The organism is Bradyrhizobium sp. CCBAU 11386 (genome assembly GCF_028128955.1).
In the GTDB taxonomy this organism is placed as follows: domain Bacteria; phylum Pseudomonadota; class Alphaproteobacteria; order Rhizobiales; family Xanthobacteraceae; genus Bradyrhizobium.
In genome coordinates, this window is the sequence record NZ_LBKA01000248.1 from 1 (window position 1) to 20,245 (window position 20,245).

Below are 20,245 nucleotides of genomic sequence, written 5' to 3' on the forward strand. Positions count from 1 at the left end.
ATCTCGGAATGGTGGGCGACATCAAATCGGAACGGTGGGCGAGATCATTCCGGAATGGTGGGCGACATCGAGCGGAATCAGCATACGGTGGGCGGTCGGCTTGATCTTGGCTGCCTGACGGAGCGCACGCACCGCTACTGACGACAGACCACGCGTACCCCCAGGATCTGCATTCGACCAGAGCGTCCCAAGAAAGCTTAAGAGCCGCACCGGATTCCCAGGATGGCATCCGTACTGCCTGGGCCACTTTACCCCTGACCTGCTTAAGCAGCATATCGTGCGCCCCTTGTTACGATGATACGTGCGTCTACGTCGAAAATACAGCTTGTAACTTCCTCGGCTTGGCACCTTCAAACGCTGAGGCCTTCTCCGGCGGTGCAAAAGGAGAGTCGCAATATGCTGATCTGTGCAAGTGAGGCGATATTGCCGATCGCCAAAGCCTCTGGATTGCGCCCCGATGGACGGCGACTTAGTGCAGCCTTAACCACTCAGCGAGAGGCTCCTCAATCCCTTACCAATCCTTCAGTCTCGTTCCCCATCCTCGGCGCGGTAGGACCAAGGGGCGAGCCATGTCACGAATTTCAATCGATGCAGCCATTGCCGCGATGCTGACGATCCTGGCGTCAGAGACCGTCAGTGCCACACCGAACTGCATGCGCGACATCAAGCCCTACAAGCTCGCGGGCGACACGATGGAGTGGTCGATGACGATCGCGCCGGGCGCGGACTGCATCCAGGGCCTGCGCTGGTCGACGATGCAGATCTACAACGTCTCGATTGCGGAGAAGCCAAAGAGTGGCGAGCTCGTTCTGGTTGGGCCGGGCTTTCGCTACTTCGCCAAGCCGGACTTCTCCGGCACGGACACATTCACCCTCGTGGTCGTCGGCAAGAACCGTCGCGATGCGGGCACCTCTACCGTGCAGATCACGGTGTCCGGGCCGGACGCTTCGCTCATAGTCATCGCGGCCACGTCTGAGTGAAGCTTGGAGCGCTCGCGCAAAGGGGCGCGGAAATCGGCGGGAAATCCGGTCCAAGGACCCACTAAGCGAAGCAGTTTCGCTGTCTTTCCAGCTTCGAGGCGAGAACCGTTGCACGGAGTCTTGCAGGTGCGCGCGGCTCGGGCAGGCCCAGTCGAACGGGGAACGTCATTGATTGTTGATCGGCCGATTCACGCGCGCCTTAAATCCAGCGACGTGCAGACCGGCAGCTATACCTGCCAAGGAGGCGTTCTGCTTGGAGATTATCGAAGAGTGTGATCCCCATGCCGCATCATTGGACAATCAGAAACGAAAAGTTAGGGGCAGCGCCTGATCTCATCTCGCGAGCGCACGCGATTCGCTTCGACCGCACCGTCCGATGCCTCTCGAAAACACCGGCTTCAATTAAGATTCATGCCGGGTCGGTGGGAGAAATTGATAGACTGTTGGACGGTCCTCCACTCTTATCCATCGGAGAACGCGTCGAGCCGCTCCTCCGAGCAGCCAGATGAGGGATGCAAACCTAGCGAAAGGTCTTCCACGCGACTGATTTCTCAGCAGATCCATCGCCTCACGAATTTGGCCGCGCTTAATCGCTCGCAAAGCGAGCGAACGAGCGAGTATTGTCTCGCCACGCCAAAACTGGGTTGCTTGTTCTGGATGAGCAGCGATGAAATCGGTATGCACCAGACGTCTGGATCGCATCATCTGTTGAAAGTCGTCCGACATTGAGCCCGGTACAACGCGATATCCGACAAGATATTCCGGTACCATCGCGATTTCATGCCGCTCTGCAATATTTAGATAGACCTTCCAGTCTTCGCAGCCCTGCGCCTTCCTCGCGCGGAGCGTCTCGTCGAAACCACCGGCAGCGATCAGGGCTTGGCGTCGTACGAGGGCATTGCTTCCACTGATGATGACGTTGCCAACACACATTTCGGAAAAGATGCTGCCTTCGAGTCGAGTCGGTTGCCCGCAACCGAATACATTCCCGGACTCGTCGATCCAGCAGCACCACACGTAGACCAGCGCAGTGTCGGGTCCACTTTGCTCAAACCGGTCCAGCTGCCGCTCGAGCTTTGTCGGATACCAGAGATCATCGGCGTCCAGGGTGGCGACGAATTCGCCGCGAGCTTCGGCGATTCCCCGGTTGCGAGCCGACGCCACTCCGCCGTTCTCCTTGTGAACATAGCGAACTCTAGGGTCGCCTTCGGCAAGGCAGGAAGCGATGACTCGAGTCTGATCCGTGGAACCGTCATCGACAATGATGACTTCAAGGTTGCGATGAGTCTGGCCGAGCGCGCTGCGAACCGTATCGTAGAGGGTGTCTGCGGCGTTAAATGCCGGGACAACTACGGAGACAAATCTATTGGTCACAGCAATCGGAGGACGCATGGCTACACTCTTAATGGTTAACTCGACACAACTGGAACTTCGAAATAATCGTCTAGAAATGTATCGGTAAGTTGCCTAAATTGCCAAGCTTACCATCTGAGACGGTAAACTCCTAAATATTTCCAGGTATTAACAAGGGCGTTTGTCGACCATGCGTAAGAGAATATTGGTGACCGGCGGCGCCGGATTTCTGGGCTCGCATTTGTGCGCGAAACTGATCGACGCGAAGCACGACGTACTTTGTGTCGACAACTTCTACACTGGCTCGAAAGACAACGTCAGGGGGCTTTTGAAGTGCTCTCGCTTTGAACTCATGAGGCACGACATAACCTTCCCGCTGTATGTCGAAGTCGACGAGATCTACAATATGGCCTGCCCCGCTAGCCCAATTCACTATCAATACGATCCAGTGCAGACGACCAAGACGAGTGTTCATGGATCGATCAACATACTTGGTTTGGCGAAGAGAGTTAGGGCGAAAATTCTCCAGGCCTCAACGTCGGAAGTTTATGGCGATCCAGAGGTGCACCCCCAAGACGAGACTTATTGGGGGAGAGTAAATCCAATCGGTCCGCGTTCCTGCTACGATGAAGGCAAACGTTGCGCCGAGACGCTCTTTTTCGATTACAGGAGGCAGCACAGTCTCTCGATCAAGGTCGCGCGCATCTTCAACACTTATGGTCCGCGCATGCAACTCAACGACGGTCGGGTCGTTTCGAATTTCATTGTGCAGGCTCTCACTGGCCGGCCGATTACAATTTATGGCGACGGAAAACAGACCCGATCGTTCTGTTATGTCGACGATCTGGTTGATGGCCTCGTGCGTCTAATGGACACCAGTGACGAGATCACCGGACCGATCAACCTTGGAAATCCATTCGAGTTTACGATGATGGAATTGGCGGAGACGATCATCGAGCTTACCGCGTCGAGGTCTTCGATCGAATTCAAGGCGCTTCCGGCCGACGACCCAAAGCAGCGAAAGCCCGACATCAGTCGGGCACGCGATACGCTTGCCTGGCATCCATCCATTGAGTTGCGGGATGGTCTTAGCAGGACGATAGAGTATTTCGACACCTTGCTTTGCACAGAAGGGCTCAGTGTAACATGAACAAAACCGTACTCATCACCGGGGGGGCGGGTTACGTGGGCTCGCACTGCTGCAAAGCATTTGCGAATGCCGGATGGAGTGTTGTGACTCTCGACAATCTTTCACGAGGTTGGCGCGACGCGGTGCGGTGGGGACCGCTGATCGAATGCGACATCCGAGATGAGCCGCGGGTGCGCAGCGCGTTGCAAACGTACAAGCCGGACCTTGTCGCCCACTTTGCGGCTCTGGCCTACGTGGGAGAATCGACCGCCGATCCCGCACTCTATTACGCTAACAATACCGCCGGTACGCTAGCGCTCTTGGAGGCAATGCGCGCGACGGGACATCTTCGCCTCCTTTTTTCGAGCACTTGCGCAAGCTACGGCGTTCCGGATAGCCTGCCAATCAATGAAGCTCACGCACAGAGGCCGATAAATCCTTACGGCTGGTCAAAGATGATTATTGAGCGGATCCTGGAGGACTACGGCAGAGCCTATGGTCTTGCATCCGTCTCTCTGCGATATTTCAATGCCGCAGGTTGCGACCCGGACGGCGAGATCGGCGAACGACATGAGCCAGAGACGCATGCCGTTCCGCTTGCCATCGAAGCAGCGCGTAATCCGGTTCGGCCCTTTACGGTGTTCGGAACAGATTTCCCGACACGCGACGGGAGTGCAATCAGGGATTACATTCATGTGAGCGACCTCGCGCGGGCACACTTGCTCGCGGGCGATATGCTCCTTGGTCGCGCTGGGACTCACGTGTTCAACCTCGGTACCGGAGTGGGCACCAGCGTGCTCGAATTGATCGAGACTGTGAGACGCGCGGCCGGCAGTGACCCTGTCATCAGGCTGGGTGCTCGACGCGTGGGAGATCCGCCAATCCTCGTAGCGTCGTATGCCAAGGCTGAGCGCGAGCTCGGTTGGCGGCCGCAACGCTCTCAGATCGATCTCGTCGTCGAGACTGCGCTAAAGTGGCGGGATCGCCACCCTTCACACTGAGGTGTGCCGGCATGGAAAGAGTTGAAGCACTCGACGGCCTGACGCTAGGACCGGGGGTGAAACACGTCGCGGTGAAGTCAATTGCGGACCTTTCCAGAGAAAAGCCGGAAGAGGGTATGACGGTGTTCTGGTATGGTGACCGGCCGATCGGCCATATAATGGTTCACAAGAGCAGAACGACGAATTCGAAGGTCGACCATATAGACCTAGCATTCCTTTCCACGATCGAGGCCGAATTGCAGCGCCGGCAAAGACCCACCCTTTCTGCCAGCGTTGTAATCTGCACGCGGGACCGCCCGAACGAACTGCAAACGTGCCTGTCATCTCTCCCGAACCAGAGTTACGCTCCGCGTGAGATAATTGTGGTCGACAATGCATCGATCGATGGGCGAACGCGCGAGGTCGCGCTCGCTGCAGGCGTCATCTACCTTAGAGAGGACCGGCCGGGGCTTGATGTTGCTCGAAACACGGGAGCTCGGCGGGCGACCAGCGAGATCGTCGCCTATACCGATGACGATGTCATTCTCAATCGTTGCTGGCTTGAACGATTGGTGGCGGCCTTCGACGGACCCAAAGTCGCGGCGGTCACTGGCCTAGTGCTGCCGGCACAAATCGCAACTGAGGCGCAGCGGCATTTCGAGACCTATTGGAGCTTCGTCAAAGGGTATGATCAGAAGGATTTCGGCAGCGAGAACTTAGGGCTGGATCGCCGTCGAGCATTTCCGGCGTGGGACATTGGGGCGGGAGCAAGCATGGCATTTCGCCGCGAAATCTTTGAACGTGTCGGTCTGTTCGACGAGAGACTGGATGTAGGCCAGGCAGGCTGCTCTGGCGACTCGGAATATTGGTACCGGTTGCTGGCAAACGGTTGGGCATGTCGGTACGTCCCCGCGGCAGTCGCTTTTCATTTTCACCGAAAGACCATGGAAGGACTTGCGAGCCAAATCTATCACTATATGCGTGGTCACTCGGCTGCGCTTATGGTGCAGTATGAGCGAACCGGAAACGAATCGAACCGATCGCAAGCCTACTACCTCACGCCGCGCTGGTACGCGCGCCGCTTGCTCAGCACGGTTGTGCGGCGACGAAATCCTGTCAATCGCTTTTTGAAAGAGGAGATCGCGGGATATATAGCTGGGCTTTTCTTTTATCATCGCCGGAGAAATCGGAAATGACGTCCGATCGGCTGGTCTCGATCATCATCCCCGCGCGCAATGCTGAACTAACGCTTAGCCGAACCCTTGAGAGTTTAATCGCGCAGACCGACTCCAAATGGGAGGCGCTGATCATTGATGATAGTTCAATTGACGGGACGTCTTCCATCATCGCCGAATACATAGCCAGAGATTCGCGATTCATTACCTTCGACGCTAACGCTGGCAGCGCGTCGGCGGCGCGCAACGTCGGGATCTCGCACGCGAACTGCGAGAGACTCTTGTTTCTGGACAGCGACGATTGGATCGCCCCCAATTTTCTTGCAAAAATGAGTGCCGTGCTAGACGCGAATCCATCCGCTGTCGCGGTTTATTGCGATTACACCCGGGTATTTGCGGATGGAAGCGAGACACCGGTTCGTGGGGATAGTCGTATCCAATCGAATGCCATTGCAGAATTCAATCGAACTTGTGCGACAGCAATCCATACCGTTTTGGTCAAGAGAAGCGCGGTCTTGGCCATCGGCGGGTTCGATGCTACGCTGCGCACCTGCGAGGAGTGGGATCTTTGGCAAAAGATCGCTTGGTCCGGCGGACGCTGGATCCACTTGAATGAGAAGCTCAGCTACTATTGGGGTGGCGATCACTCCTTAAGCCAGAATGTGGAACAGATGCTTGCGGACGCTCGCATCGTGATAGCCAGGGGAGCTTCCAGAGCGAAGGCGGTCGAAGAACCTGGCGCGCCTCTCAAATCTGTTGGATCTCCAGACACTAGCCCTGATGCTGCTTATGCGTTTTTCGCCTTGTGGTGTGCCGGGTTCGAGTGTGGGCGTGGTCGAGAAAGCAGCGTGTCCAACGCGATCTGGGCATCTCTACCGCGGTCTGATGCGTCGGCCGACGTCATGGCCGGCACTCTCCTGGACGCCATCGTGATTGGAGCAAGGCTTGCTCCGGCAAGGCTTGCTTCCTCCTGGAAGCAATACGGATCCGCGGTCACTCGGCTCATCGGAAGCATTGGCGACGCTTGGCGCGATCGACGCGCCGCCCAAAAAATTCAGTACACGTTTGAGCGCAAAGTTCTCGACTATGACAATCTGGAGTCGCCGCGCGAACTGACCCTTACGCTCGGGCTAAGGGTGGATCTGGGTTGGCTACCGCACTTGCATCTTGGTCCATCCATCGATCGACTTTATGTATATCTTTGTGATGGCCCCCACATTCTTGCGGTGTTGGATATTGGCGTATTGGGGTCAGTGGGTCCTAGGTTCTGGGCGAGATTGGTGACCGGTCATCTACGATACCGCGAGTTGCAGAAGGACGCTAGTAGGCTGAACCGGCTGAAGCTTGAGCTCTACAAGAAGATGGGTCGGCTATTTCCCGAACGTGATGAAGAGAGTCATTTTCGGCAGCTAAATGCGTTGCGTCAAAAGAATGCGAATCAAGTTGATAACGAAATCGTCGCCGACCGCCGTCTGGGAGTAGTTCGTCCCAGACAAGGGGTAGAGGCGGCGCGCAACGAGAGACGCGAGCTGTTCTGGGACGGGTTCTTTGAACAGGAGGATCCCTGGAATTACGGCTCGGCATACGAGCAGGAGAAGTACAGAAGGCAACTGGAATTATTGCCGGGCGAACCGGTGGCAAATGCGTTGGAGTTGGCCTGCGCAGAGGGATATTTCACGGAACTGCTTGCGCCAAGAGTTGGGCGCCTCCTTGCCTGCGACATTTCAAGAAAAGCGCTGGAGCGTGCACGGCTTCGATGCATGAAGTGCTCCAATATCGATTTTGAGCAGCTCGACTTGTCGAAAGATGACTATCCCTCCGGTGTGGACTTGGTTCTCTGCTCGGAGGCGCTCTACTATTTGGCCGACGAAGCCGAGCTGGAATTGGTGGTCAAACGGCTGGTAAGCGCTCTTCGTCCTGGGGGCTATCTCGTTAGTGCTCATTCATTCGTGCTCAAGGACAACATGGAGCGGACCGGCTTTGACTGGGACAACGCTTTCGGCGCGGAGACTATTGCGCGTGTGATGGGAAACAATCCCGAAATTGCGTTGGACGCTTCGATACAAACTGAGCTTTATCGTGTCGATCGGTATAAACGAGGCGATAGCGCAGAGCGAAAAGGCATTCCACAAATAAGTGTCGCGGAGGTGAAAGCGCCGATCGCGCCGGAGGTTGCGCGATGCATCGTATGGAACGGCGCTGTCGCACGCCGATCGGCGGCAATCAAATCCGAGAGGCGGTCACAACTTCCGATCCTGATGTATCATCGAGTCGCCGTTGATGGTCCTGCTAAACTGGCGCGGTTTCGTGTCCCTCCGACAGTCTTTCGCGAGCAGATGTTATGGCTGCGTCGAAATGGCTATCATGGGATAGACTCCGAGCAATTGGCGTGGTTTGTCGAGCACAAACATCCTTTCGTAGGACGCCCGGTGCTTATCACGTTCGACGATGGATATAGAGATTTCGCCGACTCTGCTTGGCCGATTTTGCAGGAAAACGATTTCACAGCAGAATTGTTTGTCGTTACCAAGCTAGTGGGCAAATGCGCCGACTGGGATGCACCAGTCGGAGATACCGCGCCATTGCTAGGGGTGTCGGACCTCGTCAGGCTAGCCCGTGAGGGCGTCAAGATTGGGAGCCATCTTGCCACTCATCCAAGAAGCGACGAGCTTTCAACCGAGGAACTCGCAGAAGAGCTGCTGAGTTCGCGCGCACAGTTGGAAAAATGGCTGAGGCGGCCCGTCATGTCGCTTGCGGCACCATACGGTTGTATGGATCAGAGATTCGGAGTGCTTGCCGCGGAATGTGGCTACAGGACCGTATTCAATACCGCCAACAAGGTTGCTAGCATTTCGGACGATCTTTTCGATTTGCCTCGATTGGAAATACAGGGGGGCATCACAATCGAGGCATTTGCGAATTGCATGAAGTCGTTCCAATGAAATCTGCTGAGCACCTCGTGAGCGTGGTTATTCCTGCATACAATGCGGAAAGAACGATCGACGAGACCCTGCGCAGCGTCCGCTCTCAATCGCACTGCCATTTGGAGATCATCGTCGTGGATGACGGATCAGTTGACGACACGATCGTGGTGGCAGAAAGGCACGCCGCTCAGGATAGTCGAATAAGAATTATCAGGCAGAAGAATGAAGGCGTGGCAGCTGCTCGGAATCGTGGTTGGCAGCATGCATGCTCGGACCTTATCGCATTTATTGACGCCGACGATCTTTGGGCACCCACAAAAATCGAACTCCAGCTCGAGGCCCTCGTCTCGGCCGGAGAGCAGACCGGGCTTGTTTATAGTTGGTATGCACTTATCGACGAAAAGAGCAGGGTCATAATGAACGGGGAGCCAGCTTATTGCGCCGGTGATGTGCTCGACTATATTTTTTCGGGAAACTTCATTGGAAATGGAAGCGCGGTACTGGTTCGCCGGCAAGCACTGCTCGCCGCGAACGGCTTCGAAAGCGGTCTTCGGACAGCCGGAGCGCAAGGGTGCGAAGATTTCCTTTTTTATTGTCGAGTGGCGGAGACATACCAATTCGCGGTCGTTCCCGATTATTTGATCGGGTACCGTTTCCTGCCCGAGAACATGTCAAGCAATCTTCCGAGAATGATGCGATCCTGGATGCTTGTTATTGATGAGATGATTCTACGACATCCGGATCGTGTCGCCAGCTTGCAGAGCGGACTTCGCAACTACGGCAGCTGGGTACTCGTCCGAGCGCTGACGTCCGGTCAACTGAGATATTTTGCAAAGTCACTGTACTTGCTGTCCCAAAGAAATCCGACGATGACCTTGAAGCTGCTGGTTTGCGATCTACCGCGTGAGTCGTTCATCGTTGTCAAAAACAAACTTCTCGCTCTTCGGAAGCGTGAACATCGGAAGTCGAGGTTGTTTTTTAGCATCGGTAATCCGGGCTAATGTCGACAAGCAAGGCTCCTGATGGCTCTCGAAGAACAAATGGCGTTCGGCACGCTGCGGTGACGGAGCTTGTTCGTTTGTTGAAGATGGCCGGTTTGCCGGGCTGGGTTACGCCATTGCTGGTTGCAGTTGGATTGGCGTCGTCGCTGGCGGAGACCGTTGGGATAACCCTGGTCCTGCTGTTTTTCTATCTCGCTATGGGGCAGATGGAACTCGCCACCTCCACGGGGGGGGTCTTGGGGGACGCTCTGCGGTATGCAGCCCTCTGGTTCCATGGTTCAGTCGTTACGGCCGCCGCTGTCTTGGTTCTCATCCTGGCCCGCGGCGCTCTGGCGTTCGCTCATTCTCTGATCAGCGCGCGAATCGGCGAGCAGATCAACGAGTTCTCGCGAAATAGCGTCCATCACCAGTACTTGTCCGCTTCTTATCGCTTCTTTCAAAAGCACGAGGAAGCCTATCTGCTGGATGTGCTTGGAACGGAGACATGGTTGATCTCTGGAGCCTATAGCAGCTTCAATCGGATCATCGTCAGCACTTGTTCGATCGTCCTGTTCGCGTCATTTTTGATGGCTCTTTCCGTGAAGATCACGGTCACTGCGGTGATTGCCTCGTGGTTGGTCTCTCTTGGGTTGCGCCGGTTGACAGGCCCGGTGCGAATCCTTGGCGCTGATGTGAAACGGGTGCACCAGGAGCTGGCTGAGCACATGCTGATGACCTTGCAGGCTATGCGCACTATCCGCGCTTATGGCCAGGAAGATGTGCACCACAAAAGATTTGTGCGAGCATCAGCCGATGCGCGACGGATTTCTTTGAGCCTTACCAAGCTATCTGCCCTGGTGTCTCCGCTGACGGAGGTGGGCTATCTGCTGATACTGGGCTTTATCATTCTACTTGCAAACTTGTGGGGGATCGGATTCGCTACCACGCTTACGGCAGTCGCTCTGCTTTACCGATTGCAGCCCCACATTCGAGAGCTGGAAGGTAGCTTGCTGCATCTGGCTCAAATCGAACCGCAGCTGCGCTCACTTCGTCTTATGCTGTCGTCCGAGGGCAAAGAATATCCCGCTCTCGGGCATAGTCGATTGGGCGCGCTGCACGAGGGGGTCTTCTTTAAGGAAGTCACGTTTCGCTACAGTCCAGAGGGGGGTAAAGCGTTGGATCGTGTCACCTTCCAAATTCCCGCGGGCAAAACAACCGTGCTCTTCGGCGCTAGCGGGTCGGGCAAAACGACCATCGTCAATTTGCTTCTTCGTCTCTATGGAGCCGATGAGGGGGTCATCAGGATAGATGGTCAATCTCTCGAAGATGTCAGGCGAGTAGAGTGGCTTGGCCAGTTGGCGATTGCGGGCCAGGACGTAGATCTTATCGAGGGTACAATTATCGACAACGTCCGAATGGCCAATGAAAGTGCATCGCAGGAAAAGGTGGTCGAGGCGCTCAGCATAGCTGGGATTTCAGAGTTTATCGAGAGCTTGCCCGAGGAGTATGACACGTGGGTCGGTCAACAAGGATTGCGCTTTTCGGGCGGGCAACGCCAGCGCATCGCGCTTGCGCGGGCCGTGCTCCGAGACCCTCAGTTTTTGATCCTTGATGAGGCAATGAGCGCGCTGGATGGGGATCTTGAGGAAAGTGTCAGGCGCGCGATTCAGGCACGCTTTTCGGATCGAACCATACTCCTGATCACCCATCGTCTGGAAACTGTTTTCCATGCTGATCACGTCATCCGCATTGAAGCGGGAAAGATTCGTGCCGAAGGACTCCCAACAGAGCTGTTTAAGGATCCGGGCCAAATGTTAAGAGGCAGGAAGTTCGAGGGCCGTCTTGACATCTAATGATTGCAGATACGGCTTGTAATCGAGATAGGTCGCGCGCCGCTTGCGCGACACCAACGCTGGTTTGCACAGCCGCGGCAAACGGCACCGTCGACATCGGCTCAGCGCCGCAGACGCGTCGGTCCAGCCGTGAGGCGCGGGTTCCGAATTTCGCGGAGCAGCAGGACGCGCTTTGTTTGTGCGGCGTTGAGCAGACCTTTAAGCCGCTCATTCACCCGGTGATATGCTTGTTTGAGCGGGGGAACTAGCGAAGCGAGATACTCATATTGCTGCGGCGACCGATTGTATCGGTGCTCGCCAAATGTTTCGAACAAAAAATCTACGGCCAGCTCTTCAAGGGGCATTCTGTTTCGGTGCATTGGTGCACTCCGAGCCAAGGCTGGTGTGACCTCGACAACGCAAAGCCGCGTGCCATCGGCAAGCTCGACGGCGCCGCTTGTCGCGTGTCGCAGCCATTCGTAACGGTGCATAGTGTTGTGTTGAACGTAGAGTATTTTTCAGGATATCAACACCCGTAGCTCCACGGCGTGCCGCGACCGGGACGGGTGAAACGGTGGCCCCATCGGATCGTCCAAGCTGAACAATACTTGGCATTCCAGCGAATGGGCTTTCGTGGCGAAGATGTTTCCCTGTTCGAGGGCGGCGCCGATCCCTGATCACATCCAATATTTTCCCTGTTATGTCTTCCGCGCATCCGCCAGTGTGAAAGCCAGGATTCGCAGGCATTTCCCGCATTTTTTGCAACCGCCGCGGACCGCTTACCAAGGCAATTTCCCGGCACAATTCCCTGTTACCAGGGAATGGGCTCGTATTGTTTGGCCGAGGCGCGTACTATCGCGCCATGCTCTTTACCGTTTTGCAATGTCCTGTGAATGCGCTCGCAACGCGGGACGCGGTGCTTCCTCGACGCGCAGCTGCGCGATGGCGACGGCTTCGAGCTTGCCGAGGAGATCCGGGCGGTCAGCACCGGCGGCATCATCTTCGTCGCGCGCCCGCATGCGCGTCTCCGTCCGGAGTCCACGCTGCGGCGCCGGCTCTACAATAAGGGAAGCTCCGAAGCTACAGCGCAGATCGGACCTTGTGCTTTCCAAGGACCGATGCGATTGGGGAATCGTAATACTTGTCCAGACTGATCGCCACCAGAATGCAAATTGGTACTAGCGCAAAGAGGTAACGAGAGGCTGTCTGCTCAAGATGAGTTGCCTTTAGCAGGCCGACCGTCGACATGAGAATTGGAACGTGCACGATGTAGAGTGGGTACGAAAGGCGGCCTAGCACACTAAGAAGACGCTGCTTTTGCTGGAGATGGCAAGAGACCGACAGACACATAAGAAGTGGAAAGATAAGGACGACCGAAACAGCATCGAACACAGAACTTTGGATCGGAATGCAAAACACGATCGCGAGCAGAAGGATCGTTGGCCAAAGCAGAAATGCGGATAAGAATGGTTTGGGGCGATAATACCAAACCAGGACGCCAGTAAAGAAGCCGAACAGGGTACGAGCCGCACCTCCGAAAAAAGTCGTCCACGTAGCCCCGAGATCGGCGGTACCGCTTTTGAGGATCAAAAGGGTAAGTAGTCCGCCAGTGACAGCCGTGATCACCCAGGCGCACTTCGTATCTAGCCGGGATATCAGCGCCGCCCAAAGGAGGTTGACGGCGATTTCAAATGACAAGGACCACATCGGGGTGTTGGTGGGAAACGTCGTGTCTGTAGGAGCCTGACTTACCCAGGGTTTAGGCAGCAAAGCCGCGTTGAAGGCTGTCCCGCCGAGAATGTCAGAAAGTGCGTACTGCGAATATTTCTGAATCGCTAATCGAAGCAAGAAATACCCAGTTCCCAACAAGAGCCCTAACAGGCTAAGCGGCAATAACCTCTTCATACGAATTTGCAGGAATTTGGCGACTGTTAGCCTGCCAGACTGAAGACGCTCCGCATAGGAGTGCGAAAGCACAAACCCGCTAAGCATGAAGAAGAAATCCACCGCCAGATAACCATGAGGTGCCAGCTGCGGTGCACCGACGATTGAAAGGTGAAAGAACAGGACGCCAATGGCGGCGAAGCCCCGAAGTGCGTCTAGCACTTCAAATCTCTCTTCTGCCAATCAATACCTCAATATTCTAGCCGACTATGCGCCCGTGACAAATTACCCCGATCAAGCGATTAAGTCGACGCAGCGTGATACCCAACCTCGGCGTCAAGACTGCATCTTCAACTCGAATAGAATGCATCCGCTCTCCCGAAGAGGCCACGCGATATCGTAGGCGCTCAATGCACAAAATTGAGCCATTACCCCGGCGGTGGTCCAGACACTACGCTTGCCACCCATAACGAACAGCCCCCCTTCTTGCGCCGGACTGTAACGATTGCGCATCAATAGGGATTTCGGTCGGCATCTTGCGGAGCCACCCTAGGCCTGCCGGAATTGATGTGTTCGCAGCTTGTCAAATCTGCTGTTGTTATTGCCCACGAAACGGTCGAATTGGCAGGTTTGCTGCTCGGCTCGGTCGACCAAACTTGCATAAACGGGGAGTTCCGGGCTGCCTTGAACAGTCGAAACTCCGCTGCCGGCGCGACGAGTTTTGCTCGTCATCGGGCTGGTCGTCAGTTCGCCGCTGCATCTTTAGAAATCACATTGATTGTGCTGGCCGTTTTTCCGGAAATGCGGTTCACTGCGTTAATTAAATGGATGATCTTTGTGAGCATGTGATGGCTGATAGCGTTGACTGTGAGCGGTTTGATGCGGTCGTTCTGGGAGCTGGGATTAGCGGCCTGGTTGCTGCCTCAATTTTGCAGCGCCAAGGCGCGCGAAGCGTACTCGTCATCGATGAGTACTCTTGTCTCGGCGGCAATCACATCGACTGCAAAGTCGGAGACTATACCTTCGATGTGGGCAGCTACATCTTCCAGGACGACTCGCCTCTGTTGGCGCACTTTCCGGAGCTGCTGTCGCTCTATATCCCGATTAGTCCATCGTGGGGCCGTTTGACACCACAGGGATTTGTAACTCACTACCCGCTGTCCATCGCAGATGATCTGTTGCGAGCTGGTCCGATCGAATGGATTTTGATTTTAGGCTCCGTTATCGCTGCCCGTCTGTCTCGTCGTCGCATTCGCAGTGCGGAAGACTTCGCGACCTTCTGGATTGGCGCGCGGATGTTGATGCGCTCGGGACTTGGCTACTATTTAGATCGATTTTATGGTTTTCCAGCCGACAAAGTAGACGCCAAGTTTGCGGAGAAGAGGATGCTCTGGATCCGGGAGCACGCACGCCTCCGCAACCTCTTTCGACGATGGGTTTCGTCCGCCCCCCCGTCGCCGCCCAATCAGCAACTCGCTCGACCGCGCGAGGGGTTTTCATTTCTTTATCGCAAGGCAGAGGAGCGGCTGGAGGCGCAAGGAGCGCGCTTTCTCTTGGGCGTGAAGATGGGCCGGCTTGAGAGCCATGATGGAACGTTTTCGATAGCGGTGGGGGATCGCCGGATTGTCGGGGGGCGTCTGGTGTCGACCATTCCTCTATCTCAGATTCAAGCTCTGTGTGGTCTCCAAGCGCAACGAGAGCTTAAAACGGTTACGTTGATGAGCCTCTTTTACAGCTATTCGGGTCAACGAGGGTTCAAGCAATCGATCTTGTATAATTTTTCGAGCAAGGGCGCGTGGAAACGCCTCACGATTCACTCCGACTTCTACGGCAAGTGCGGCGGACGGGAATTCTTCTCGGTAGAACTCAATGCCGAGCATGTTGCTCACGACGCTCGCGCGGGTGACCGCGACTTCAGAGAGCATACAAAGGCCAATCGACTGTTTTTGGGGGACCTTCGCCTGGAGGGCTCTCACCTGCTTGCCAACGCATATCCTATCTACACCGAGAACGCTGATGAAGATGCCAAGCACGCGATGGCTGTCCTCGCCAAACTCGGAATTGAGTCCATCGGACGCCAAGGCAGCTTTGACTATCAACCAACGGCTCGGGATTCGACCTTGAAGGCTGAAGCGGCCCTTCAGCGCCGATAGGCTGAGAGCTCCAGCTCGGGCTGGTGCAGAAGTGCAGGGGACTGCGGAGCCACAGATTCATGAGCCATTTTTCTGATGCTTCCCATGAGACCGCGCAAACGACCGCATTTGCTGCAAAAGACCGGCGCGTCGTCGAGCGCTCCCTCTGCGCGCTGAAATGTAACGGCCAGAGTTTCGCATTGAGCGCAAACGGCTTCGAAGGTCGCCGGGTCTGTACAGGTTGGAGGATGTGCGCTCATCTCGGTTCTCCGATCCTGGTCCAGTCGCATCGAATTGTAGTTCGAAGCGCGGGTGCTCAGTAAGCTCCATCCTCGAACACGGCCGGTATCGTTGCGAGCATTATCTTGGTGTCTAGTACTATGGACCAGTTTCGGGCGTAATAGATGTCACACGCCACGCGCCTGTTATATGTGGTGGTACTACGACCGCTCACTTGCCAGAGCCCAGTAATACCTGGCCGGCATGCAAGATAGGCACTGACGTTGTGCTCATAGCGGGCCAGCTCTTCTTCGGTAACTGGCCGCGGTCCGACGATGCTCATCTCGCCGCGTATAACGTTGAACAATTGGGGTAGCTCGTCGAGGCTGGATTTCCGCATCAATGTGCCGATTGCCGTTACGCGAGGATCGCAACGCAGTTTGCGAGCGGCGTTCCATTCAGCCGCGGCGGCAGCATCAGAGTCCAACAATCGCTGCAGTCGTTCGGCCGCGTCCGGGACCATCGTGCGAAATTTTAAGCATGCGAACGTCTCGCCATTGAGACCGACCCGCCGGTGGCGGAAAAGTGCTGGACCTGGCGATGAAAGTACTGTGGCTGTGTAGCAGATCAAGAATAGGGGGGATAACAGCAAAACACCAAAAATTGCCAGTATAACGTCCAGCACTCTCTTTGTTGCTGAACCTACGGGGCACCTCACGGTTTGTGCCGGATACGGTGCCTCGACGATAAATGGTAGCTTGCCGCGAGTATCGACCAAATCGGCCATTGCGGTACTCCATCAAGCAAAACTTACGACAATTTTCAAAAAGTAGTCGGAGATTTCTTCTTCATATTGTGCACTGCGAAGTTTGCGGCTGCTGATCAGTTAAGGCAAGGTTAAAGTTTTGGCAGTAGAAGCGTTTTTTTAATCTCAAGGTTGTGACAAACGTCTCGGCGTTTTGGCTATTTCGTGTAGTAGGCATAGCGCCGATCGGAGTAGCCCTCAAAGCGACGCATAAACGTCTCGTCAGTCTTGTTCAGGACGGCGCCTACCAGCCGCTCCGAAAGCAGAGGCGATGAACGAATGGCTTTGAGGACCTCATCGGTCGAGTTGCCCCATTCCACGACCATGATAAACGCGTCGAACAGCCCCGCGACGGCCTTCACGTCAACGATCGGGAGGATCGGCGGCAGATCGCAAAGGATATAGTCGTAATCCTGGCGGGCCCTTTCCAGTCCTTTCCTGATCGAAGGCGAACTGAGAACGTCGGAGCTGTTGGAAGGCCTCGCTGTGGCAGGGGACGGGATGACATCGAATTTGAAATTGGGATCAGTGATAACGACGTCGGCCACTGCCAAGCCCTCTGCGGCCATCCTCTGCAACCCGAGTTCATCGATATAACCAAGCGTTTGCGAAAGAGCGGGACTACGCAAGTCGGAGTCAATGACGAGCGTGCGCGCTCCAGTCTTTGCCAGGAAAGCCGCAATAGCAGCTGTGACCGTTGTCTTGCCTTCGCCGGGGAGCGCTGAAGTGACGCCAATGACCTTGGCCCCAGCGGGATAAAGGTCAATCGCGACTTTGATATAGCGTAGCGCCTCAGCGGTAGCCGAGAAAGGAGGCGCGTCGTTGATCTGGCGAAACGCTGCGGAAGGCCTACCGCGTAATCTAGCTTTGAGTCTGGACAGCCTAGGAAAGGCGGCGAGGCAAGTCGTCCCCAACAGCGTTTCGAGCTGATCACGCGTATGGACTCGCCGATGCATGAATTGCTCGCGAGCTATTGCGCTCAGTGCACCAAGTCCCAATCCGCACATGACGGCGAAGGCTAAAGTGATCGCTACCTTGGGCGAGCTTGACTTGGGCGGAGCCGAGGCCTCCGTGACTACGCGAGCTTCCGTCGACGGGAATGACTGCTGTTGAACCGATTGCGTGAATCGCGACAAAAAAGCTTCGTAAATTCCGCGATAAGTGTTTGCTCCTGTCTCCAGCTCGCGGAGTCTGACCTGCGCCTGTCGCGTTGATCCAGACTGTTGGAAGATCTCGACCATTCGCTTATCGATGGCCTCTTCCTGGGATTTCGCGATCTGCAGCTCGCTTTTATAGCTTTCCGCGATACGCGAAATCTCGTCCCACATCGAACGTTGCAGCGCCGCCATTTCCGAACGCAGATTTTTCACTGCCTCGTGGTCGGGGCCGTACCGGGTGCTCCATTCGGATTGCTTGTTCTGATTCTCGAGGAACTTCTGCCGAAGCTTGGTGATGACCTGGCTGTTGAGAGCGTCTGTGACAACCGGATCGGGAATGGCGAAGTTTTCCTTCTCTGGACGCTGTTCAAGTATGAGCTGTATCCGATCAAGCTTGGCTCGCGCTTGGCTGGTATCGGCGCGGGCTTTTGCAAGCGCCACGCCGAGCTGGTCGAGCTCGACGTCGCTCGCAAGCTTTCCTTCCACTCCGATGATAATGCCGTTCTCTGCCTTGAAATCCTGAACGGCCTTGTAGGCTTTACTGGCCTGTTGGCGAAGCTCGCTGATCCGCTCTTCCAGCCAAATGCTCGCGCGGCGCGTGGCCTCATACTTGGCCTCCAGCCGATACTCGATATAGGCATCGGCAAAAGCGTTCGCAATTCGCGCTGCTTTATCTGGATCTAAGGACGTATAGGCAATCTGCTCGACATAGCTGCGGCCCAACCTCGTAACACGCAAATTATCATTGAGGGTTGCAAGCGCTCGACGCACCAGTTCGGCAGAGGAGGGGCGCTCATCGGACTTAGCAGCCAGTCCAAATAGTCCAGCAACGCGGCCAAAGAGTCCGTGGCCAGATCCGACGAATTCCGGATCTTCAGTGAGATGCAGACGGCGTATGACGGACTTGCTTACCTTTTCCGATTTTGTGGTTTCAATCTCGCTCTCGACGATCGAGTCGTCTACACCACGGGTTTCCTGTGAGGTTTCGGACTGGGGCGCGGTGATACCTTTGGTGTCTACGAACATGTCGGTCTGTGCGGTGAATTTGCGCGGGGCCAAACTGACGTATGTGGCTCCAAGAGCCGACGACAAAACTGTCACAAAAGCGATAAGACGCCACTCGCGACGAAGGAAGTCCCGCAATTGGAGCAGCGACTTCGTCTGAGTATCCAAGCCGCTGTCTGCTAAGCTAACAAGGGGCCGAAGGTCGCCGGCAATGTTCATCGCGCTGTTGCCCTCACTCTATTCAATCAATTCAATCACACTCTTCAAAATGAGACCTGCCTCCAAAAATGGGGCCGAGTGCAAGACCATTTGGTGCAGCTCTGTACAAGGCAGTATTGCTGATCAACTCTCGCCTTCGGAGCACAAAGAAAGTGCAGCGCTGCCTGCTGCTTGATCAATGCGGCAACCACTGCAACGAACCCGCGCCGCTATTCCTCCCCTAGCAGACCGCGTTTATCAGCCTAGGGCGGGTCCAACACAGACTTATGACGCTAACCTCCCCAGGGCGCTGCGGCTACAAAGACGGGCCAATTGGCGGCTCAAGTGACGGCCCATTGGCGGTGAAACGAGGATTGGTCCCGCAGGTCTCGTTGCGCGAGCAGAGCATCGATGTGGGCCCGCATCCTATGGACAAATTGGTCGCGGTTGAATCGCGCGGCGTGAGCAACGATGGCGTCGGAGTCGAATTCCATGGTGGAAAATCGCCTAACGGCATCGGCGATCGCATCGACAGTTTGCTCATCGAAGAAAACGCCGGTCAGGTCTCTTGCGACCGTCTCCGTCGCGCCCCCGCGCCCAAACGCTACAACGGGACGACCGCTCGCCATGGCTTCGACGGGAACCATTCCGAAATCCTCCTCACCAGGAAAAATCAAGGCGCGGCAGTGCGCATAGTGATGCTTGAGGGCTGCAAACGGCTGCGGTCCCAGTACCGAGACTGTCGGACCGGCGAGGCGGCGGATGTCAGGAAGCATTTCGCCGCCGCCTATGACGACCAGGTTCAGCTTCAATTCATTAAAGGCGCGTACCGCAAGATCGGGCCGCTTATAGGAGACGAGCTCGCCGGCCATCAGGTAGTAGTCCGCCACTTCGGAGTGCGGCACTGGTGAAAACGCCTCGGTATCGACGGGCGGGTGAATAATGGTGGCATCGTTGCCATAGTAGCGGCGGATACGCGCGGCAACGGTTGCGGAATTTGCAACGAAGCTGTCGACGCGGGCGGCCGAGGAGACGTCCCAAAGCCTCAAATAGTGCGCGAGCGGTGGCATCGCCAAACGGGTCAGAAAGCCCGCGCTCTGCCGATAATCGTGGAACATGTTCCAGACGTAGCGCATGGGGGTATGACAATAGCAGACGTGTAGCGCGCCGGGCGGCGCCAAGATGCCCTTCGCAGGCCCCGACTCGCTGCTGATGATCAGGTCATATTTCCGCAGATCGAGCTGCTCCAACGCCATCGGCATCAGAGGCAGGTATGCTTTGTAGAGTTGCCGCGCGCGAGGAAGCCGATTTATAAAGGTCGAAACAACGTGGTGCTTGCGGATTGTCTCCGAGACCATCTCCGGAACATAAACGTGTGTATAGATGTCTGCGCCCGGATACATCTCGCACAGGGCTTCAACGACTTTCTCGCCGCCGCGCATTCCAACGAGCCAATAGTGTATGATTGCAACTTTCATGGCGTCATTTCATG

The 20,245-nt window shown here is 55.8% G+C and carries 16 protein-coding genes; 9 read left to right on the forward strand and 7 right to left on the reverse strand.

Going from position 1 to position 20,245, the window contains the following annotated elements; translation table 11 throughout:
* Positions 1-569 precede the first annotated feature (569 nt).
* A complete protein-coding gene (locus XI09_RS30805; protein WP_271570199.1) occupies positions 570-980 on the forward strand; it encodes a hypothetical protein in 411 nt (136 codons plus the stop codon).
* Between the two features lie 402 nt (positions 981-1,382).
* On the opposite strand, the gene XI09_RS30810 is transcribed toward XI09_RS30805, so the two are convergent.
* A complete protein-coding gene (locus XI09_RS30810; protein WP_271570200.1) occupies positions 1,383-2,372 on the reverse strand; it encodes a glycosyltransferase family 2 protein in 990 nt (329 codons plus the stop codon).
* Between the two features lie 151 nt (positions 2,373-2,523).
* Here XI09_RS30810 and XI09_RS30815 point away from each other — a divergent pair, with 151 nt between their 5' ends.
* From XI09_RS30815 to XI09_RS30840, 6 genes are all read left to right on the forward strand, one after another.
* Positions 2,524-3,483 carry a UDP-glucuronic acid decarboxylase family protein gene (locus XI09_RS30815; protein ID WP_271570201.1) on the forward strand — a complete coding sequence of 320 codons (960 nt, stop codon included), beginning with the start codon at positions 2,524-2,526 and terminating at the stop codon, positions 3,481-3,483.
* Positions 3,480-4,463 (forward strand): UDP-glucose 4-epimerase GalE, encoded by a 984-nt coding sequence (gene galE / locus XI09_RS30820; protein ID WP_271570202.1) that lies wholly within the window; start codon positions 3,480-3,482, stop codon positions 4,461-4,463. Before XI09_RS30815 ends, galE begins: the two co-directional genes overlap by 4 nt.
* Before the next feature lie 11 nt (positions 4,464-4,474).
* Positions 4,475-5,638 (forward strand): glycosyltransferase family 2 protein, encoded by a 1,164-nt coding sequence (locus XI09_RS30825; protein ID WP_271570203.1) that lies wholly within the window; start codon positions 4,475-4,477, stop codon positions 5,636-5,638.
* A complete protein-coding gene (locus XI09_RS30830) occupies positions 5,635-8,559 on the forward strand; it encodes a trifunctional glycosyltransferase/class I SAM-dependent methyltransferase/polysaccharide deacetylase (RefSeq protein ID WP_271570204.1) in 2,925 nt (974 codons plus the stop codon). Before XI09_RS30825 ends, XI09_RS30830 begins: the two co-directional genes overlap by 4 nt.
* Positions 8,556-9,542, forward strand: coding sequence for a glycosyltransferase family 2 protein (locus tag XI09_RS30835; protein ID WP_271570205.1), 987 nt, complete (start codon positions 8,556-8,558; stop codon positions 9,540-9,542). Before XI09_RS30830 ends, XI09_RS30835 begins: the two co-directional genes overlap by 4 nt.
* An 86-nt stretch (positions 9,543-9,628) precedes the next feature.
* Positions 9,629-11,374 (forward strand): ABC transporter ATP-binding protein, encoded by a 1,746-nt coding sequence (locus XI09_RS30840; RefSeq protein ID WP_271570316.1) that lies wholly within the window; start codon positions 9,629-9,631, stop codon positions 11,372-11,374.
* Between the two features lie 101 nt (positions 11,375-11,475).
* Here XI09_RS30840 and XI09_RS30845 read toward each other — a convergent pair whose 3' ends face one another.
* From XI09_RS30845 to XI09_RS30855, 3 genes are all read right to left on the reverse strand, one after another.
* Complete coding sequence (locus XI09_RS30845; RefSeq protein WP_271570206.1) at positions 11,476-11,733, reverse strand: hypothetical protein; 258 nt, start codon at positions 11,731-11,733, stop codon at positions 11,476-11,478.
* Between the two features lie 489 nt (positions 11,734-12,222).
* Complete coding sequence (locus tag XI09_RS46245; protein WP_442869629.1) at positions 12,223-12,372, reverse strand: hypothetical protein; 150 nt, start codon at positions 12,370-12,372, stop codon at positions 12,223-12,225.
* A 61-nt stretch (positions 12,373-12,433) separates the two neighbouring features.
* Entirely contained in the window at positions 12,434-13,480 is a 1,047-nt protein-coding gene (locus XI09_RS30855) for an acyltransferase family protein (protein ID WP_271570207.1), read from the reverse strand.
* A gap of 324 nt (positions 13,481-13,804) precedes the next feature.
* On the opposite strand from XI09_RS30855, the gene XI09_RS30860 reads away from it, so the two are divergent.
* Together XI09_RS30860 and XI09_RS30865 are read left to right on the forward strand one after the other, a co-directional pair.
* Complete coding sequence (locus XI09_RS30860; RefSeq protein ID WP_271570208.1) at positions 13,805-14,086, forward strand: hypothetical protein; 282 nt, start codon at positions 13,805-13,807, stop codon at positions 14,084-14,086.
* Positions 14,086-15,390 carry an NAD(P)-binding protein gene (locus tag XI09_RS30865; RefSeq protein ID WP_271570209.1) on the forward strand — a complete coding sequence of 435 codons (1,305 nt, stop codon included), beginning with the start codon at positions 14,086-14,088 and terminating at the stop codon, positions 15,388-15,390. Before XI09_RS30860 ends, XI09_RS30865 begins: the two co-directional genes overlap by 1 nt.
* 295 nt (positions 15,391-15,685) lie before the next feature.
* On the opposite strand, the gene XI09_RS30870 is transcribed toward XI09_RS30865, so the two are convergent.
* The 3 genes from XI09_RS30870 to XI09_RS30880 all read right to left on the reverse strand — a co-directional run bounded on the left by XI09_RS30870 (position 15,686) and on the right by XI09_RS30880 (position 20,231).
* Complete coding sequence (locus XI09_RS30870; protein WP_271570210.1) at positions 15,686-16,375, reverse strand: sugar transferase; 690 nt, start codon at positions 16,373-16,375, stop codon at positions 15,686-15,688.
* A gap of 176 nt (positions 16,376-16,551) precedes the next feature.
* Positions 16,552-18,774, reverse strand: a complete 2,223-nt coding sequence (locus XI09_RS30875; protein ID WP_271570211.1) for an AAA family ATPase — start codon at positions 18,772-18,774, stop codon at positions 16,552-16,554.
* A gap of 320 nt (positions 18,775-19,094) precedes the next feature.
* Complete coding sequence (locus XI09_RS30880) at positions 19,095-20,231, reverse strand: glycosyltransferase (protein ID WP_271570212.1); 1,137 nt, start codon at positions 20,229-20,231, stop codon at positions 19,095-19,097.
* Positions 20,232-20,245 lie beyond the last annotated feature (14 nt).

Coding starts and splice junctions, on each gene's coding strand:
- XI09_RS30880 (WP_271570212.1), bottom strand. CDS start 20,231: ATGAAAGTTGCAATCATACACTATTGGCTCGTTGGAATGCGCGGCGGC.
- XI09_RS30830 (WP_271570204.1), top strand. CDS start 5,635: ATGACGTCCGATCGGCTGGTCTCGATCATCATCCCCGCGCGCAATGCT.
- XI09_RS30840 (WP_271570316.1), top strand. CDS start 9,629: ATGGCCGGTTTGCCGGGCTGGGTTACGCCATTGCTGGTTGCAGTTGGA.
- XI09_RS30815 (WP_271570201.1), top strand. CDS start 2,524: ATGCGTAAGAGAATATTGGTGACCGGCGGCGCCGGATTTCTGGGCTCG.
- XI09_RS30835 (WP_271570205.1), top strand. CDS start 8,556: ATGAAATCTGCTGAGCACCTCGTGAGCGTGGTTATTCCTGCATACAAT.
- XI09_RS30810 (WP_271570200.1), bottom strand. CDS start 2,372: ATGCGTCCTCCGATTGCTGTGACCAATAGATTTGTCTCCGTAGTTGTC.
- XI09_RS30860 (WP_271570208.1), top strand. CDS start 13,805: ATGTGTTCGCAGCTTGTCAAATCTGCTGTTGTTATTGCCCACGAAACG.
- XI09_RS30865 (WP_271570209.1), top strand. CDS start 14,086: ATGGCTGATAGCGTTGACTGTGAGCGGTTTGATGCGGTCGTTCTGGGA.
- XI09_RS30845 (WP_271570206.1), bottom strand. CDS start 11,733: ATGCACCGAAACAGAATGCCCCTTGAAGAGCTGGCCGTAGATTTTTTG.
- XI09_RS30825 (WP_271570203.1), top strand. CDS start 4,475: ATGGAAAGAGTTGAAGCACTCGACGGCCTGACGCTAGGACCGGGGGTG.
- XI09_RS30870 (WP_271570210.1), bottom strand. CDS start 16,375: ATGGCCGATTTGGTCGATACTCGCGGCAAGCTACCATTTATCGTCGAG.
- galE (WP_271570202.1), top strand. CDS start 3,480: ATGAACAAAACCGTACTCATCACCGGGGGGGCGGGTTACGTGGGCTCG.
- XI09_RS46245 (WP_442869629.1), bottom strand. CDS start 12,372: ATGCGGGCGCGCGACGAAGATGATGCCGCCGGTGCTGACCGCCCGGAT.
- XI09_RS30805 (WP_271570199.1), top strand. CDS start 570: ATGTCACGAATTTCAATCGATGCAGCCATTGCCGCGATGCTGACGATC.
- XI09_RS30875 (WP_271570211.1), bottom strand. CDS start 18,774: ATGAACATTGCCGGCGACCTTCGGCCCCTTGTTAGCTTAGCAGACAGC.